This window comes from Enterococcus aquimarinus (assembly GCF_001885765.1).
Classification (GTDB): domain Bacteria; phylum Bacillota; class Bacilli; order Lactobacillales; family Enterococcaceae; genus Enterococcus_I; species Enterococcus_I aquimarinus.
In genome coordinates this window covers 24,514-41,811 of record NZ_JXKD01000008.1, presented here as the reverse complement: position 1 = coordinate 41,811, position 17,298 = coordinate 24,514, and the positions used below count along the sequence as shown (strand labels likewise).

The following is a 17,298-nucleotide window of genomic DNA, read 5'->3' as shown; positions in this document are numbered from 1 at the left end:
CATTTGAAAGATATTCAGTTTAGTAGTGCCAATGTTCGCATTCGAACGTATGAAAATCAATTATTAGATCCCCCCTTTTTGGAACGATTACTGAGTGTTGACCATGCGCGTGATCTGTTTCCGATCTTGCAAGAAACGCCTTACGGGGATTTCATTGAAGAAACAACCAACTATCACGACTTTGAACAAATCTTATTGGCGGAAGAAAAACGAACCTTTGAACAGGCCTATGCCCTGACGCCAATTAAGGAAGTCGTCGATGTCTTTACGTTAAAATATGATTACCAAAACTTAAAAGTTCTCGTCAAAATGTGGTATACCAAGGAAGATTTAGCTCATTTACTTGTCCCGTTTGGCTCCGTTTCGTTAACGCATTTAAAAGAAGGTGTGCAAACAAGAAAGCACCAAGCATTGCCACAAGCGATAATTGATTGCCTGGAAGAAGTGTTTTCATACATTGAAGAATATGAAGAAGTGCAAGGCATAGATATTATTTTCGATAATTATTACTGGCAACACTTTCTAGAAATTACGAAGCGACATAACGGAGAAATCTTTGGCGAACTTGGACAACGGATGATCGATGTCTTCAATATCTCGACCATTTTACGCAGCTACATTACCGGCCGCAAAAAAGGCTTTATGAGTGCAGTCGTCGCAGACGGCGGCACACTTCCGACAGAACCGATGTTAAGTGCCATTCAACACTCGCTGTCTGATTTTATGGCGTTACTCGCGAAAACGCCATACCATCATTTAGTAAGTAGCAGTATTCAAGAATTTGAGGAATTTAAAACTTTGAATCAATTTGATTTAATGAAAGACAATTTCTTAATGGCGCGCTTTAAAGAACTCAAAGTTATGCCGTTTGGTCCGAGTGCCATGTTAGGGTATTTATATGCCAAAGAAATTGAAATTAAAAACTTACGCTTGATCTTTATTGGGAAAATCAACAAAATTCCAGTCGAAATTCTAAGAAGTCGGGTGCGTGAAACGTATGTATAAAAAAATAGGAATGTTAGGCGGAAAAAACTCGATCTTACCTTTTAAAGGCTTAGGCATTGATGTTTTTCCGATAACGAACCTTGAAGCAGCAAAAGAACAACTCGCAAAAATGGCCGAAGAATATGGCGTCATTTTTATTACCGAGCGCATTGTAGAACAGCTCGAAGCTGAAATTGCCATCTACGACAATGCGTTAACGCCAGCCATCATTCCGATTCCAAGTAGTAGTGGAACGTTAGGGATTGGCATGGCTCGCTTACATAAGAATGTGGAGCAAGCAATTGGGATGGCTATTTTACAAGAGGATTAACGTAGAGGAGGAGCATATTTGGCAATTGGAGAAATTATCAAAGTTTCCGGACCATTAGTCCAAGCCATTGGCCTAAAAGGCGCCAAGATTCACGAACTTTGTAAAGTCAGTGAAAAAGGGCTATTAGGGGAAATTATTGAATTAAAAAAAGGCATTGCCTCTATTCAAGTATATGAAGAAACAAACGGTATCGGACCAGGAGAAGTCGTCGAAACAACTGGGACACCATTATCTGTCGAACTTGCGCCAGGATTACTCGGCCAAATGTTTGATGGTATTCAGCGGCCACTCGATCAATTCATGGCCGTCACCGATAGTGATTATTTAGAACGAGGTGTCATGATTGATGCGCTAGACTGGCAAAAAAAATGGACCTTTGTCCCTAAAAAAGGGGTCGGTGACACGGTAGAAGCCGGCGATATTTTAGGCGTCGTGCAAGAAACGAGTGTCGTTGAACATCGCATCATGGTGCCAAATGGCGTCCGTGGCGTCATAAAAGAAATCAAAGCCGGGAACTATAGCATCACGGAACCGATTTGTTTAATCGAAACACCAAGCGGCGACGAAAAAAAATTGCCGATGTTACAACGTTGGCCGGTACGTAAACCACGACCAACGCAGCAAAAATTAAAACCAAGTCAACCGTTAGTGACCGGTCAACGCATTATTGATACCTTTTTCCCAGTAGCAAAAGGTGGATCCGCAGCCGTTCCCGGACCTTTTGGTGCAGGGAAAACCGTCGTGCAACATCAAATTGCGAAGTGGTCAGATGTCGATTTAGTCGTGTATGTCGGCTGTGGCGAACGCGGCAATGAGATGAAAGACGTCATTAGTGAATTCTCAGAACTAATTGACCCGCAAACAGGGAAATCCTTGATGGAACGAACTGTGTTAATTGCGAACACGTCGAACATGCCGGTTGCCGCTCGTGAAGCGTCGATTTATACCGGGATTACGATTGCGGAATATTACCGCGATATGGGCTATAGCGTCGCGATTATGGCCGATTCAACGTCGCGCTGGGCCGAAGCCTTGCGTGAGATGAGTGGCCGCTTACAAGAAATTCCCGGCGATGAAGGCTATCCCGCTTACTTAGGTAGCCGAATTGCCGAATATTATGAGCGTGCTGGCCGTTACCAAACATTGGGTAGCGATGACCGCGAAGGTAGCATAACCGCCATTGGGGCCGTGTCACCAGCCGGCGGGGACATTAGTGAACCTGTCACCCAAAACACCTTGCGCATCGTCAAAGTCTTTTGGGCCTTAGATAGCGCCTTAGCCCAAAAACGTCATTTCCCATCGATTAACTGGACGAATTCTTATTCATTATATGAAGATGAATTACATGACTATTTAGATGATGTCTTTGAAGGCGAGTGGTCAAAACAAGTGAATGAAGCGATGGGATTATTGCAAGAAGAAAGTCGTTTAGATGAAATTGTTCAACTCGTCGGCGTCGATGCCTTATTACCAAAAGATCGCATGACGCTTGTCACAGCTCGTTCGATTCGTCAAGACTTCTTGCAACAAAATGCCTTTGACGAAGTCGATACGTACACCTCAAGAGAAAAACAATTTTATTTACTAAGAAATATTTTATTCTTTTACCATGAAGCATTAAGGGGCATTGCGTTAGGTGCCTACTTTAAAGAAATTATTCAAGGCACCGTGAGCTTACGCGAACGCCTTGCCAGAAGCAAATATGTTCCCGAAGCAAAACTCGGAGAACTGACCCAAATGGAACAAGAAATCAAAACAACGATTCAACAAATTGTTGAAAAAGGAGGGATGGAATAAATGTTAAAAGAATACCGTTCCGTCTCTGAAATTTATGGCCCAATTATGGTCGTCGAAAATGTCGAAGGCGTCAAATATGATGAACTCGTTGAGATCCGCACCGATAGCGGTGAAATTCGCCGAGGGCAAGTCCTCGAAGTCACCAAAGACAAAGCAATTGTCCAAGTCTTTGAAGGCACAAGTAATTTAGGTGCCGAAGAAAGCCGGGTCCGTTTTCTCGGGACTGGTTTAAGCCTTGGTGTTTCAGAAGACATGTTAGGTCGGATCTTTGATGGGACCGGACAACCGATTGACAATGGCCCGCGGATTATTCCAGATAAACGCGTGGACGTCAATGGTGCCTCGATTAATCCGATGGCCCGCGCCTTTCCGGATGAGTTTATCCAAACCGGGATTTCAGCTATTGACCATTTAAATACTCTTGTCCGTGGTCAAAAATTACCGATTTTCTCTTCAGCTGGCTTGCCTCATAAAGAAATGGCCGCCCAAATCGCACGGCAAGCAACCGTGCCAAACGACGAAGGGAATTTTGCCATCGTCTTTGGAGCCATTGGGATTCCTTTTGAAGAATCGGAATTTTTCATTGATGAGTTTCGCAAAACAGGTGCACTCGATCGTTCCGTGATGTTTTTAAACTTAGCCAACGATCCGGCCATCGAACGTATTGCGACCCCACGCATGGCCTTAACCGCCGCTGAATATCTCGCATTTGAAAAAGGCATGCACGTCTTAGTCATTTTAACTGATATGACGAACTACTGCGAAGCCTTGCGTGAAATCTCCGCCGCTCGTCGCGAAGTCCCCGGACGTCGTGGCTACCCAGGTTATTTATATACCGATTTAGCCGGACTGTATGAGCGCGCCGGCATGTTAACAGATAAACCAGGCTCGATTACACAAATTCCGATTTTGACGATGCCAGACAATGATAAAACCCATCCCATTCCTGATTTAACGGGTTATATTACCGAAGGGCAAATCATTTTATCACCGGAATTAGCTAAGCGTAACATCAATCCCCCGATTGATGTCTTGCCAAGCTTATCTCGTCTAAAAGACAAAGGAACCGGCGAAGACAAAACAAGAAAAGACCATGCTGCGACGATGAATCAAATTTATGCCGCGTATGCCGATGGAAAAGATGCAAAAGAACTAGCCGTCGTTTTAGGCGAGTCAGCCTTATCGGAAGTCGACCGCAAGTACGCTCGTTTTGCCGATTTATTCGAAAAAGAATATTTAAACCAAGGATTCTATGTGAACCGTAGCATTGAAGAAACCTTGGATATTAGCTGGCGACTCCTCGCCACTTTACCAAAAGAAGAACTCAGTCGCATCAAAGAAGAATACATTGCAGAATTCTTACCGGATACGAAGGAGCTGAATGACTAATGGCGATTTTAAATGTCAATCCGACACGAATGGAACTCAGTCGACTCCGTAAACGACTAGGGACGGCCACCAGGGGACATAAGTTGTTAAAGGATAAGCAAGATGAACTCGTGCGTCAATTTATTCTATTAGTCAAAAAAAATCAAGAACTCCGTAAAAAAATGGACAGCTCGCTGCAAAAAGGCATGAAAGAGTACGTCTTAGCCTCGAGTGTCATTCCCGATCACGTCTTAGAAGAAGCCTTTTCGATCCCGTTTAATAAAGTGTCACTAGATGTTCAGACCAAAAGTATTATGAACACCGAAGTTCCCGTTTTAAATACGATGTATCAAGAAGATAGCGATGTCGATGATTTTTCTTATGGCTTTGTCTCAACGACAAGTGAACTCGATTTATCGTTAGATTACTTAGATTCGATGTTACCGTTAATGTTACAACTCGCCGAAATCGAAAAAACCTGTCAATTAATTGCAAAAGAAATTGAAACGACAAAGCGGCGTGTCAACGCCTTGGAGTATTTAACCATTCCAAACTTAACAGAAACAATCGCGCACATTGAAAACACGCTCGATGAAAACGAGCGCGGCAATGTGACACGATTGATGAAGGTCATTGATATTTTAGAAATGGAAGACGAATAGAAGAAATGAGGATTGCCGAAAGTATGCTCTAGGCACCTGTCTATCGAAAACACCCTTAAGTTAGATTCGCTCTAGCTTAAGGGTGTTTGTGCTGGAATTCTGGCCTGTTCTGCAAATAGTGTTGATGGAATCTCGCGCTCCCCTACGAAAAATCGCCTTGTGTGAGGGGCTGCGAGACCGCTTCGAGCCTGTAATTGCTGAAGCCGTTCGAAGCAAAGCGAGTTACGGATACAGTATCAGGCTTCCGCGTGACGATCAGCTCGAAAGCTTCAAACTCTAGGTAAGTGCTCAAGCACAAACCTAGAGTAATTCACATTTCGTCTTTTGACGCAGCCGACACAAGACGTTTTTCTCCGGTCCGCTAGTATCGAATCTCTTTTGATACTTATTTTATTAAAAAAAGAACGAAATAAAAGAAAATAGTAAAGCGATGCGTCCGTTAACATTAAAAATAATATACCCAGAAAAAGTGGTGAAAAACGATACGAATATCACTTATCAACACTAAAAGTTATACAACCAAATTCTGGAAAGATGGACTCTTTTTTGCTGACACTGTTCAATTCGAAGGTTCACACCGGATAATATTTTACCTAGTTCAAGCACCCATTGATTTCGATTTCTAATTCTTTTAGTTTAGCTAAGATAAGATTAAAACTAGGATAGTCGCCAAAAATCATATTTTCCATTAACTGATAGTCCTTTTCTAGGTTGTCTATCTGATACTCATTAGGTAATAATTTAATTTTACCAGGCACAGCATCTTCATATTTAGCAGAATTGTCAGCATAAAATTTTGTCTTGAAATTTACTACATGCGTTAATAAATTTAAATCATCTAATGCTTGTATTTTGACTTCTGACAAAGCTAATTGATAGATGTCATAATAATGTCTAGAATATCTAGCGGGTGTAGTTGTACTTATCCTATGAGCTTCTTTATGTAAAATAGTCACTTTTTCCCAAAAAGTGCGTTTTGCTTCAACTGTAGGTACGGTAACCGTTTTTTTGTGAAATAGATGAGGAAATTCTTCTACAAGATAGGCAGAAACCTCTTTGTTTGTAATCGGTGTCCAAGCTGCTAAAGGTCCGATTTCTAGTCGGATTTCTTGTAAGATACTTGTATCATTAAAATCATTGGGATAAAACACTTGAATGGTTTGGGGATCTCTTTCAGAAATAGTTAACCTCATATTTTTGATGTTTAGTGTTTCAAAAAGACGATTGAGTTCCGGAATTAATTGATCGCTAATCCATTGAGCTGCTTTTTCATTTGCTTCATCATTAAATTTTCGTTGCCCAGTTTTACTCCGGTGTTCCCAAGGTTCCTCTTTTTTGTAACCTAATACTCGCCAATCTAAAATTAAATCAATATCTTCTGAAAAACGTTGTATTTTATGGTATGACTTAGATAAAGAAGTCCCACCTTTAAATGCAAAGAATTTTTTGAACTTTGACTCTGTGAATAAAAGATAGAGCATCAGAACAACCCAGTAGTCTTTTTCTATAATAGCTTCATTTATTTTTTTTTCTTCTGAAACGATTCTGTAGGTATCGTTTTTTTCTGTAGTGCTCATTTTTAGAAATTCTAACATTCGATATTCTCCTCCATGATCACAACTAAATCACGTATCCAGTTCCTTGATAAAGCGACATCTTTTCTGAGTTGCTTAAGTTGAGTATCCGATAATTTGTCTGTAATCATTTTTAATACGTCATCGTTCGCATTTTCTTCTCCAATAGATTTTAAAGCTTCGATGACTAGTGCAGACGTTTTTTCCATATCTATTTCTCTCGATACAGTATTTTCGAAAGAGATTTTTATGCCACTTTTTAAAATGATTTCACGATTTGGTCCACTACTTTTATATTGATAAGTATTAGGTACTTGAGTCGTTAATCCAAGTTGATTTAGTGCTGTATCTCCAGAAGGAACAATCTTCCAGTTATTCTTTCGAGCGTAGGTATTGGCGATGTCACTTGGAGATGCAGGGACCTCTCTATTTAACTTATTATTAAATTTAGGTTTCTGATAAATTCCGCGATAAACTAACCGTAACTCACCAGATTTTACTAATCGACGAATGTATTCTTTTAAAGTATTATAAGGGATATTTAAATGAGAAAAGTCCCCCAAAATAAATAAAGACCCTTTGGGAGCTCTTTTAATTTTATTCTTTATTCTATCTAAATTCGTCAATATTATAAAACCACCTTTCTAATATATGAATGTGCTATTATGACTATTATACCAGTTTTTTTAAGCTTTTTAAAGTGCCTAAAAAACATTATATTTAGGCACTTTAAAAACGAGAATATATTTGAATTGAGAAAGAAAAAAATTTGCGATATTAAAAATCGCATTGCTATTTTATTTTACGAAAGAGAGGCCAGTTGAATAAGCGTCTGATAAGGAACGAGATAATGGTCTTCCAATCAAGAAACTACCTTAAATAATTAATCTAAGAGAGAACAACGCAAGCAAAACAATGAGCCTGAGGAAATCATTGTTTTGATTTTTCTATTCATGAGTCATTTCAATTTACTCAATATCAATCAACGACTCTTTATGATAAACGGTCAAATCCTTCTCAGAAATATCACGTAAGACCCGACAAGGATTGCCAACGGCTACGACATTTGCCGGAATATCTTTCGTGACCACACTCCCCGCACCAATCACTGAATTTTCACCAATCGTTACACCTGGCATCACGAGACAACCAGCGCCTAACCACACATTATCTTGAATATGGACTGGCAAATTATATTGGGCTTCTTTGCGTCGCAATCCAGGATGAATCGGATGCGTTCCGGTAGCAATCACAACATTGGGTGCAATCATCACATGGTCACCGATATAAATATGCGTATCATCGACTAACGTTAAATTGTAATTGACATAAACATGGCTGCCTAAATGAACGTGTTTTCCACCCCAATTGGCATGAAAAGGCGCTTCAATATAGCAACCCTCGCCAATTTCAGCAAACAGTTGTTTAAGGAGTGTTTGCTTTTCTTCTAGTTGAGAAGGGCGTAGTTGATTGTAATCAAAGTTTTTTTCTAAATAGGTTAGTTGATCCGCAATCAGTTCTGGCTGACCGGCATAATAGAGTTTTTTATCGTGCATTCGACGTTTTGATTCTTCTAAATCCATTCAAATCCCACCTTTAAGCGTTTTCTTTATTATACTTGATTTGATTTGGAAAAGGGGGTCAAATTCTTTTTTTCTAAAAACGAATCCAATGTGCTACCTAAAAACAGTTGCATTGAGAAAAAACACACAAGCGTTAAAATCGTTTTTGCTTTTCATTTCCGTTATAATGTCTGATGTATGATTTTTAAGGAGGAACCGATATATGGACTATCGCGTATTACTTTATTACAATTATACTAAAATTGAGAACCCTGAACAGTTTGCCAAAGAGCATTTAGCGCTTTGTAAGAGCTTAGGTTTAAAAGGTCGAATTTTAGTAGCAGAAGAAGGCATTAACGGAACGGCATCAGGAACCATCGAAGCCACACAGCAATACATGGACTGGATGCATAACGATGAACGTTTCAAAGATACATGGTTTAAGATTGACGAGAGTGAAGGACATGCCTTTCGTAAAATGTTCGTTCGCCCAAGAAAAGAATTGGTCGCACTGAACTTAGAAGAAGATGTCGATCCGTTACGTTTAACGGGTGAATATTTAGATCCAAAAGCTTTTAAAGAAGCATTACTAGACGAAGATACCATTGTTTTAGATGCTCGCAATGATTACGAATATGATTTAGGTCATTTCCGTGGGGCGATTCGTCCGGATATTCGAAATTTCCGTGAGTTGCCAGAATGGATTCGCGAAAACAAAGAGAAATTCATGGACAAAAAAGTGGTCACTTATTGTACCGGCGGCATTCGCTGTGAAAAATTCTCTGGTTGGTTATTACGTGAAGGAGTCGAAAATGTTGCCCAATTACACGGTGGGATTGCGACTTATGGGAAAGATCCAGAAGTCAAAGGCGAAATGTGGGACGGCAAAATGTACGTCTTTGATGATCGAATTAGCGTTGAAATCAACCAAGTCGACAAACAAATTGTCGGCAAAGATTGGTTTGATGGCACGCCTTGTGAACGATATATTAACTGTGGGAACCCATCATGTAACCGTCAAATTATTACTTCAGAAGAAAATGAAGCCAAACATTTAGGTGGCTGTTGCTACGACTGTGCGGCAAGTGAAACGAACCGTTACATTAAGCGTAATGGCATTTCAGAAGAAGAGCGTGCAACGCGTTTAGCCGCTATTGTTTCAGAAGAAGTCAGCGCGTAAAATAACGCATACTATAATCAAATCAAGCAGGAAATGTCGCAAGTGTCGGCATTTCCTTTTTTTGATTGTTTAAGGTACAATGGGGCAAAAAAGAAGGAGGGGTTCGAGACGATGCAAGCCGTTTGGATTCGTAATGATTTGCGGTTGACGGATAATACCGCGTTGATTCACGCGCTAAAGATAGCCGAGCGTGAACATGAACCGTTACTATTGTTTTTTTATCTTGACCCGCTACAATTGGCGCCAGAAACGAGAAGTCATGATTATTTCTTTGCCGCGTTAGCCGATTTTTATGCTTCGTGTCAGGCAAAGAATCTCCCGCTTTACTTGATAACAGGCCCATTGGATCAAGCTTTTGCTACATTATTCGATCAATTCCCAACGCTTAAAGGAATTCACTACAATGTCAGCCACAGAGGGTATGGTTTAAAAAGAGACCGAAAAGTGGCGGATATGCTCCTTGACAAAGGGACGATTTTTAAAGGTTATTCCGATCATCACCTACATGCGGCTCATGAAATTTTGACCAAAGACGATACCCCGTATAAAGTCTATACGCCTTATTATAATCAGTGGAAATTACGGACCAAACGTCAGCCGTTGTCCCTTGATTTAGCTGCCCTACAGCGACACGTCATCCAAGATATCTCTGGGAAAACCCGGGATGGCGAAATACTTTTTCAGACGCTATGTCGCCAGATACAAGGTGATTATGCTGATTGGCTAGGGGAAGAAAATGCCCAAGCACGCCTTCGTCTGTTTTGCGTGGAAAAAATGCATCGCTATCACCTCGACAAAGATTTCCCGAGTATCGATGGGACGAGCCGTTTATCCTCGTATTTGAGTACCGGCCAATTGTCGATTCGTGATGTATTTTTACAAGTCAGTCAAGCGCCCGATAGTCAGGGCAAAGAAAATTTTATCAAAGAACTCGCGTGGCGTGATTTTTATCAGATGGTTTACGCGTTTCATCCGCAACAAAAAGAGTTGGAAGTGATGGAAAAATATCAAGGGATTCCATGGCAAAGCAATGACGAGTGGTTCGCCAAATGGCAAGCAGGTCAGACGGGTTTTCCGATTGTCGATGCGGCGATGCGCCAATTACAGACAGAGGGTTGGATGCACAACCGGTTACGCATGATTGCCGCTTCTTTTTTAACGAAAGATTTAAACATCGATTGGCGTCTAGGGGAAGCCTACTTCGCCCAACAGCTGATTGATTACGATAGTGCGTCCAATATCGGTGGCTGGCAATGGTCCGCTTCGGTCGGGACGGATGCCGTGCCCTATTTTCGGATTTTTAATCCTACGCTGCAAAGTCAAAAGTTTGATCCATCAGGTGCATTTATTCGGCAGTATGTCCCAGAATTACGTGATGTTCCGGATTACGCCATTCATGAACCCTATCACTTTGAGCAAAAATTGCTGGAAAAAGAAGGCATCGAGTTGAAGCGTCTTTATCCGCCCCAAATCGTTGATCATAAGCATCAAAGATTGCAGTCGATTGAAAAATATAAATATTATGAAAAAACACCGTAGAAAGGAGGAAGCACGATGCGACCGACAGTCTTAATGTTGTCTAGCCAAGCAGCGGCGCTTTCCACGTTCAAAGAAACACTCGCACCGTGGTTGAACATTTACAAGCTCTGCCTAATCGAACAGAGCATGGATGAAGAAAATCTTCAGGCGGAACTGTTGCGAGCGAACTTCCAAGGACTTGTATTGCCGCACGCCTCCGAGCAAAACGAAGAGGAATACGTCCGACGCCGCACGCAGCGAATACAAACTACCGTCACGCAACTTGTCCCAAGCGTTGCGATTATCACGGCAGGTGATCTGCAGGATGCCTCGTTGCGAGAAGCCTTTTTCACCCATGTTTTTTTACTAGCTCGTTTTTACGAAGTCAAAGCGATTGGGAGCGCACGGGCCTTAATGTTATTTCACAGCCATCACAAATACCTGTATTTTTGTTATCATCAGCGGCTCAAAGATCAATTAGGTCGCATCGTCGCTAATCCCCAAAAATTGTCATTAACAGAAGTCTTTCAGCATTATGAAGTAATCTTAATCGAACTCTTACAACATGGCATGTCGATTAAAAATAGCACGAATGCCTTGCAACACATGTTTGGCTACTTGTCAAAAGAGTTACCGGCAAAAGAAAAAGCCGCGATGATTGCACTGATTGATGACTTTCGACAAGGAAAGGCCGCGAAGAAAGAAGTGCTTCGAGCGTTATACGCAGAAGTAGAACGCACCAACCAAGCTTTTTTACGGCCGCAAGTCATCTTTGAAGCATATCCAGATTCTTTAGAAGAAGTGTTTGACTCTTCGAATGTTATTCTTTGAATTTTGAGATAGACTAACTGTTGTATAGGTACCAAAAAACAGACCTCTAAAATCATTTTAGAGGTCTGTTTAAGGTGCGTCTTTGACAATGCCGTAAATGAAAAAGTCGATCATCTGCTCGGTTGTCAGTCCTCCTGGAAGAGGTTCTTTTCGAATATAAGGTGCTAGGGTGAGGAAAAAGTGGCGAGCCGCTAATTCCGGCGACAAGTTGGCACGCAAATGCGCTTTTTTTGTTTCAAATAACGAAATAAAGGGCTGTTGATACGAGTTTTTCCAGATGATAAATAGTTTTGCACGACTTTCAGGGGATAAATGATTATCCATGTCATGCATCATAATATTAAAGTCGGCGGGATGTTTCTCCTGTAAAAATAAAATCATATGAGCTAATTGCTCCACAAATGTGTATTTCGTGGAAGCGACCATTTCGTCTAAATAGACTTTGACTTCCGCCGCTAAATTCTCCATCACTGCTACATAAATTTCTTCTTTATTGCGAAAATGGTGATACAAATTCGGCTGAGTGATTCCGACTTCAGTAGCAATCTTACGGGTGGAGGTCGCTAAAAAGCCGTGATTCATAAAGAGGGAACTTGCAACCTCTAAAATTTGATGCCGTGTATCGTGTTGTTTATTTTCCATCTTTTTCACCCTTTTTGATAAACTTAAAACGTTCTCTTTTTTTCATTCTAAGATTGATTGACTGATAAGTAAAGTAATCCATCTCAAAAGTTGTGAGTCAGATTATTTTACAACGAGCCATTTTTTTTTTACAATGGGCTTATCAGTTGATAAGTAAAAATAAAAAAAAGTAGGTGGAAGTTAATGTTTTTAGCGTTTAATGAAATTCGTCATTCGAAATTTCGCTATGCACTGATTATCGGTGTGATGTTTTTAATTGCATATTTAGTATTTTTCCTCACGGGATTAGCTTACGGGTTAGCTCAGGAAAACCGAGTGGCGGTGGATCAGTGGGATGCAGATGCAATCTTGCTTTCCAATGAGTCCAATAATAATCTAGGAATGTCGATGATTCCCATCAAAGACTTTGATGAAGTTGAGGCATCAGAAAAAGCCATTCTCGCGCAGACTCCGGGTGTTGTTCAAAAAGTGGGCGCGAAAAAATCTGATGATAAAATCTCGGTCAGCTTCTTTGGGATTCGTTCAGATGAATTTATTATGCCTGAGGTTGTTGAAGGAGAAGCGTTTGAAAATAATGATGAAGGAATTGCCGATATCAGTATTAAAGAAGAATATGGCATTGAACTTGGCGATGAATTAAAACTTTCGGGTCAAGAGAAAACAATTAAAATTGTTGGTTTTGTCGAAAATGCGAAATTTAGTGTCTCACCTGTCATTTACACCACGATTGGCGCCTATCAAGAAATTCGTTTTGAAAAAACCGATGATAGCCCCGACGCTCGAATTAATGGAATTGTGGTTCGTGGCGATGTGACGGCCTATCCTGAAGATGATTTAGACAAAATTGAAATCTCGCAATTCATCAGTGAATTACCAGGATACAACGCACAAGTCTTAACCTTTGGCTTTATGATTGGATTCTTAATCGTGATCGCAGCCATTGTGATTGGAATCTTTATTTATGTCCTAACGATGCAAAAAGTTAGTATTTTCGGTGTCATGAAGGCACAAGGAATTTCAAGTGGCTACATTGCGTCATCCGTCATCGTACAAACATTCTTATTAGCCATTTTTGGTGTTGGACTAGGCTTTATTGGGACATATGGCACGGCATTATTTTTACCAACAGCCGTACCGTTTCAAAGTAACTTTGTGTTTTTCGGAATTATTGGTCTGTTAATGGTCTTCTTTGCCTTATTCGGTGCCGTATTCTCTGTAAAAACGATTGTCAAAATTGATCCGCTAAAAGCGATTGGATAGGAGAGAAAAGCATGAATGTGATTGAATTTAAGAATGTTCGCAAAGAATTTAAAGATGGCGATCAAATTATTCAAGGCTTAAAAGAAACAAACTTTTCGGCCGCAGCTGGCGAATTTATCGGCATTATCGGGCCATCTGGCTCAGGGAAAAGTACGTTTTTAACACTAGCAGGAGGCCTTCAAACACCCACAGCGGGTGAAGTATTGATTAACGGTCAAGCGTTTAGTGAGGAAAAAGAAAAAAAACGCGCGAAAATCCGTTTTAAAGAAATTGGCTTTATTTTACAAGCATCCAATTTGATTCCGTTTTTAACGGTCAAAAAACAACTAAAATTAGTCGATAAAATTAACCGGTCGAATCAAAAAGACAAAGCCAACACGTTGTTTGATCAACTGGGTGTCACAAAGTTAGAAAACAAATACCCACAAGATTTGTCTGGTGGGGAAAGACAACGAATCGCTATTGCAAGGGCGCTTTATAACGATCCGTCTATTATTTTGGCGGATGAACCGACGGCTAGTTTAGATTCAGAAAAAGCTTTTGAAGTTGTTAAAATTTTAGCTAAAGAAGCCAAAGATAAAAATAAAGCGATTATGATGGTTACCCACGATACACGCTTAATCGATTTTTGTGATAAAGTCTATGAAATTAAAGATGGTACGATGAATTTGTATGACAAAGAAACAGCCGTCGCGCATTAATCAAAAAATGGAGTTGGATATATTCCCAACTCCATTTTTTGATTGTATCCATCTTTGGTCTGATATATTTTTGAATAAACTATGAGATAATAATAAAAGAGAAGAGGAGGAAGTAAAATGAATGAAAAAAAGACGTTTCATGTGAATGGCTATTTAGGGTTAGTGGTATTATTAGGATTACTCGTTGGGGGCGGTTATCTCTTTTATTTAGGTGTGGAAACACAAACGGCTTGGCAAATGATTACCGCTGTCATATTAGGTGTGATCGCTTTGTTGTTTCTAAGTTCGTTGACAATCGTGAGTCCGAATCAATCAAAAGCGATTTTGTTTTTCGGCCAATATTTAGGAACGATTCGTTCGAACGGCTTATTTATCACTACACCATTGACTCAAAAAGTGAATGTCTCGTTAAAAGTTCGCAACTTCAACAGTTCGCTATTGAAAGTCAATGACTCCGATGGAAATCCTGTTGAGATTTCGGCAGTTGTCGTCTATAAAGTGAGAGATACAGCGAAAGCTTTGTTTGATGTTGACTATTATCAAGAATTTATTGAAATCCAAAGCGAAACAGCGATTCGCCATATTGCGAGTCAATATCCTTACGATACCTTTAAAGACGATGATATTACATTACGTGGTAATACATCGGAAGTCTCAGCTGAATTAGCGACGGAACTCCAAGAACGACTCAGCGTTGCGGGCGTAGAAGTCATTGAAACGCGACTGAATCACTTGGCTTACGCGACCGAAATTGCCAGTGCAATGTTACAACGCCAACAAGCCAAAGCAATTTTATCAGCCCGTCAAACGATCGTTGAAGGGGCCGTTTCCATGACACAAATGGCGCTTGAACAAATCGAAGAAGGCCAAGGTATGACGTTTAGCGATGATCGTAAAATTCAATTAATTAATAACTTACTCGTGTCGATTATTACCGATAAAGGCACGCAACCGGTGATTAATACTGGTGATGCGACCCGTCCTTCAAACAGTTAAACCAACGAAAGGAGTCTATTTCATGCGTAAATTATACATTAAACAAAAAGTCTTTAGTTTCACCGATCAATTTAGTGTGTATGACGACCAAGAGCGACGTCAATACTACGTTAAAGGTAGCTTCATGAAAATCCCAAAACAGTTTACGATTTACAACCATCACGATCAAGAAATAGCCGTGATTACGAAAAAAATCTGGAGTTTCCTACCGAAATTTTATGTCGATATTCGCCAGCAATCGCAAATTCTGATTGAAAAAGAGTTAACCTTTTTAAAAGCGCGCTACCACATTTCAGCGAAAGGAATAACGGTTGATGGTGACTGGTGGGATATGACGTTCAATATCTTACATCAAGGAAAACCTATCGCCGCGATTGCGAAGCGCTGGTTTTCTTGGGGCGATACCTATGAGGTCACGATTTTAGATGAAACAATGGAAGAGTTAATTATTTCACTAGTAATTGCCATTGATTGTGTGAAAAGTGATGAAAGTGCTGCAGGAAGTAGTGCGAGCGTCTAATAGAATCGTTAACGTTTATAAATCAAGCATTTTCTCTCGCTTTAAAAAGAGAGTGGATGCTTTTTTTTATCTTTATTTTTATTCTTCACAAAAAAACCGTACTCTTTTTTATGAAAACAGTTGCAAAAAGGCTGAAATATGATAATATGTGAATAAGAACACAAATAAGTTTCTTAGGAGGATACAAATGAAAAAGAAGAATTTAGGGGCATTCATTATTTTAGCAAGTTTAGGGTTAGCAGCATGTAGTGCGGATACACCAAGTACGTCCAGTTCCTCAGCAGCACCAGTCGAAAGTAGCGCACCTGCTGCGACAAGCGAAAGTGAAGCGACAACAGACGTTGCGATCACGATTGCACAAGGGGAAGACACAACGACTGCGTTACCAGAAGCCGGAACATTAGTCATGCGTCAAATGTACACAGCACCTCATGGAACAAAATCATTCGCAGCAGTGAATGTGTTAATGAATGGCGACACGATTGTGAGCGCGCATTTAGATGAGTTTCAGTATTTAGCACCAGCTGACTTTAAAGGTGTACCAAATGCAGACGGTGGTTTTGGAGAATCATTCCCAGCGGATGTCGTATTAGCAAGTAAAGCTGAAAATAACGACGGCTATTCTGCCATGATGAAAGAAAAAGGCGGCGCGACGCAAACATGGGCGCAAAGTTTAACCGCTATTACCGATTTTGCGAAAGGAAAAACCGTAGCGGATCTTGAAAAAGCAGTCGCTGACTTAGAAGCATTAGGTGAAGAAGGAAATCCAGCAGATGTGATTTCTGGGGCAACCTTTAGTGATTCACGTGGCTACTTACAAGCAATCGTAGATACTGCGAAAAACGGATTAGTGTCAATTGGCGCAACGACAGAAACAACCGATTTAAAAGAAGCACAATTACTCGGCGCACCGCATGGCGATAAATCATTTGCGATGACAACCGTTGCAATGGACGGCGATAAAGTCGCAGCAGTTTTCGTCGATGAATTCCAATTTGTTGATTTAACACAATTCGGTGGCGTACCAAACTCTGATAGTGACTTTGGTGCAGGCGTGGCAGAAGGTGTAGTCCTTGCATCGAAAGTGGCGAATAACGAAGCTTACTCTGCGATGATGAAAGAAAAAGGTGGCGCAACAAAAACGTATGCTGATAATATGAAAGCCATCCAAGATTTCGCAATTGGTAAAACGGTTGCTGAATTAGAAGCAGCAGCAAGTGAACTAGAAGCCCTTGGTGAAGAAGGCAATCCAGCAGATGTTGTCTCTGGTGCAACGTTCTCTGATTCACAAGGTTACTTACAAGCAATCATCGAAACAGCGAAATTAGCGAAATAACAAACAACTAGCTAAGAATCAAAAGTTTCTGGTGTC

Annotated in this window: 17 protein-coding genes; 13 read left to right on the top strand and 4 right to left on the bottom strand. The window is 40.5% G+C overall.

Features of this window, described 5'->3' with window-relative positions:
- Window positions 1-3 precede the first annotated feature (3 nt).
- From RU93_RS06955 to RU93_RS06935, 5 genes are read left to right on the top strand one after another with little or no spacing between them, the layout of a single operon-like run.
- The gene (locus RU93_RS06955) at window positions 4-1,005 is read left to right on the top strand and encodes a V-type ATP synthase subunit C (RefSeq protein ID WP_071874889.1); all 1,002 of its coding nucleotides are present in this window, start codon (window positions 4-6) and stop codon (window positions 1,003-1,005) included.
- Window positions 998-1,315 carry a V-type ATP synthase subunit F gene (locus RU93_RS06950; RefSeq protein WP_071874941.1) on the top strand — a complete coding sequence of 106 codons (318 nt, stop codon included), beginning with the start codon at window positions 998-1,000 and terminating at the stop codon, window positions 1,313-1,315. The genes RU93_RS06955 and RU93_RS06950 overlap by 8 nt, the downstream gene beginning before the upstream one ends.
- 18 nt (window positions 1,316-1,333) lie before the next feature.
- Window positions 1,334-3,112, top strand: a complete 1,779-nt coding sequence (locus tag RU93_RS06945; protein WP_071874888.1) for a V-type ATP synthase subunit A — start codon at window positions 1,334-1,336, stop codon at window positions 3,110-3,112.
- Window positions 3,113-4,501: a V-type ATP synthase subunit B gene (locus tag RU93_RS06940; protein WP_071874887.1), complete on the top strand. Its 1,389-nt coding sequence runs from the start codon at window positions 3,113-3,115 to the stop codon at window positions 4,499-4,501.
- On the top strand, window positions 4,501-5,142 hold the full coding sequence (locus tag RU93_RS06935) for a V-type ATP synthase subunit D (protein ID WP_071874886.1): 642 nt from the start codon (window positions 4,501-4,503) through the stop codon (window positions 5,140-5,142). The genes RU93_RS06940 and RU93_RS06935 overlap by 1 nt, the downstream gene beginning before the upstream one ends.
- 593 nt (window positions 5,143-5,735) lie before the next feature.
- On the opposite strand, the gene RU93_RS06930 is transcribed toward RU93_RS06935, so the two are convergent.
- The 3 genes from RU93_RS06930 to RU93_RS06920 all read right to left on the bottom strand — a co-directional run bounded on the left by RU93_RS06930 (window position 5,736) and on the right by RU93_RS06920 (window position 8,299).
- A complete protein-coding gene (locus tag RU93_RS06930) occupies window positions 5,736-6,737 on the bottom strand; it encodes a nucleotidyl transferase AbiEii/AbiGii toxin family protein (protein ID WP_071874885.1) in 1,002 nt (333 codons plus the stop codon).
- Window positions 6,731-7,342 carry a DUF6088 family protein gene (locus RU93_RS06925; RefSeq protein WP_071874884.1) on the bottom strand — a complete coding sequence of 204 codons (612 nt, stop codon included), beginning with the start codon at window positions 7,340-7,342 and terminating at the stop codon, window positions 6,731-6,733. Before RU93_RS06925 ends, RU93_RS06930 begins: the two co-directional genes overlap by 7 nt.
- A gap of 342 nt (window positions 7,343-7,684) precedes the next feature.
- Window positions 7,685-8,299, bottom strand: a complete 615-nt coding sequence (locus RU93_RS06920; RefSeq protein WP_071874883.1) for a sugar O-acetyltransferase — start codon at window positions 8,297-8,299, stop codon at window positions 7,685-7,687.
- Between the two features lie 202 nt (window positions 8,300-8,501).
- Between RU93_RS06920 and trhO the strand changes: the two genes are divergently transcribed.
- From trhO to RU93_RS06905, 3 genes are all read left to right on the top strand, one after another.
- Window positions 8,502-9,458: an oxygen-dependent tRNA uridine(34) hydroxylase TrhO gene (gene trhO / locus RU93_RS06915; RefSeq protein WP_071874882.1), complete on the top strand. Its 957-nt coding sequence runs from the start codon at window positions 8,502-8,504 to the stop codon at window positions 9,456-9,458.
- A gap of 111 nt (window positions 9,459-9,569) precedes the next feature.
- Complete coding sequence (locus tag RU93_RS06910; RefSeq protein WP_071874881.1) at window positions 9,570-10,997, top strand: cryptochrome/photolyase family protein; 1,428 nt, start codon at window positions 9,570-9,572, stop codon at window positions 10,995-10,997.
- A gap of 15 nt (window positions 10,998-11,012) precedes the next feature.
- Entirely contained in the window at window positions 11,013-11,807 is a 795-nt protein-coding gene (locus RU93_RS06905; protein WP_071874880.1) for a DUF1722 domain-containing protein, read from the top strand.
- Between the two features lie 69 nt (window positions 11,808-11,876).
- On the opposite strand, the gene RU93_RS06900 is transcribed toward RU93_RS06905, so the two are convergent.
- On the bottom strand, window positions 11,877-12,449 hold the full coding sequence (locus RU93_RS06900) for a TetR/AcrR family transcriptional regulator (protein WP_071874879.1): 573 nt from the start codon (window positions 12,447-12,449) through the stop codon (window positions 11,877-11,879).
- A gap of 183 nt (window positions 12,450-12,632) precedes the next feature.
- Between RU93_RS06900 and RU93_RS06895 the strand changes: the two genes are divergently transcribed.
- The 5 genes from RU93_RS06895 to RU93_RS06875 all read left to right on the top strand — a co-directional run bounded on the left by RU93_RS06895 (window position 12,633) and on the right by RU93_RS06875 (window position 17,262).
- On the top strand, window positions 12,633-13,709 hold the full coding sequence (locus RU93_RS06895; protein ID WP_071874878.1) for an ABC transporter permease: 1,077 nt from the start codon (window positions 12,633-12,635) through the stop codon (window positions 13,707-13,709).
- 11 nt (window positions 13,710-13,720) lie between these two features.
- Window positions 13,721-14,410: an ABC transporter ATP-binding protein gene (locus RU93_RS06890; RefSeq protein ID WP_071874877.1), complete on the top strand. Its 690-nt coding sequence runs from the start codon at window positions 13,721-13,723 to the stop codon at window positions 14,408-14,410.
- A gap of 117 nt (window positions 14,411-14,527) precedes the next feature.
- A complete protein-coding gene (locus tag RU93_RS06885) occupies window positions 14,528-15,406 on the top strand; it encodes an SPFH domain-containing protein (protein WP_071874876.1) in 879 nt (292 codons plus the stop codon).
- Between the two features lie 22 nt (window positions 15,407-15,428).
- The gene (locus RU93_RS06880) at window positions 15,429-15,926 is read left to right on the top strand and encodes an LURP-one-related/scramblase family protein (RefSeq protein WP_071874875.1); all 498 of its coding nucleotides are present in this window, start codon (window positions 15,429-15,431) and stop codon (window positions 15,924-15,926) included.
- A 187-nt stretch (window positions 15,927-16,113) separates the two neighbouring features.
- Window positions 16,114-17,262, top strand: a complete 1,149-nt coding sequence (locus RU93_RS06875) for a peptidoglycan-binding protein (protein WP_071874874.1) — start codon at window positions 16,114-16,116, stop codon at window positions 17,260-17,262.
- Window positions 17,263-17,298 lie beyond the last annotated feature (36 nt).

Coding starts and splice junctions, on each gene's coding strand:
- RU93_RS06905 (WP_071874880.1), top strand. CDS start 11,013: ATGCGACCGACAGTCTTAATGTTGTCTAGCCAAGCAGCGGCGCTTTCC.
- RU93_RS06940 (WP_071874887.1), top strand. CDS start 3,113: ATGTTAAAAGAATACCGTTCCGTCTCTGAAATTTATGGCCCAATTATG.
- RU93_RS06885 (WP_071874876.1), top strand. CDS start 14,528: ATGAATGAAAAAAAGACGTTTCATGTGAATGGCTATTTAGGGTTAGTG.
- RU93_RS06895 (WP_071874878.1), top strand. CDS start 12,633: ATGTTTTTAGCGTTTAATGAAATTCGTCATTCGAAATTTCGCTATGCA.
- RU93_RS06890 (WP_071874877.1), top strand. CDS start 13,721: ATGAATGTGATTGAATTTAAGAATGTTCGCAAAGAATTTAAAGATGGC.
- RU93_RS06950 (WP_071874941.1), top strand. CDS start 998: ATGTATAAAAAAATAGGAATGTTAGGCGGAAAAAACTCGATCTTACCT.
- RU93_RS06935 (WP_071874886.1), top strand. CDS start 4,501: ATGGCGATTTTAAATGTCAATCCGACACGAATGGAACTCAGTCGACTC.
- RU93_RS06880 (WP_071874875.1), top strand. CDS start 15,429: ATGCGTAAATTATACATTAAACAAAAAGTCTTTAGTTTCACCGATCAA.
- RU93_RS06930 (WP_071874885.1), bottom strand. CDS start 6,737: ATGTTAGAATTTCTAAAAATGAGCACTACAGAAAAAAACGATACCTAC.
- RU93_RS06900 (WP_071874879.1), bottom strand. CDS start 12,449: ATGGAAAATAAACAACACGATACACGGCATCAAATTTTAGAGGTTGCA.
- RU93_RS06875 (WP_071874874.1), top strand. CDS start 16,114: ATGAAAAAGAAGAATTTAGGGGCATTCATTATTTTAGCAAGTTTAGGG.
- RU93_RS06920 (WP_071874883.1), bottom strand. CDS start 8,299: ATGGATTTAGAAGAATCAAAACGTCGAATGCACGATAAAAAACTCTAT.
- trhO (WP_071874882.1), top strand. CDS start 8,502: ATGGACTATCGCGTATTACTTTATTACAATTATACTAAAATTGAGAAC.
- RU93_RS06910 (WP_071874881.1), top strand. CDS start 9,570: ATGCAAGCCGTTTGGATTCGTAATGATTTGCGGTTGACGGATAATACC.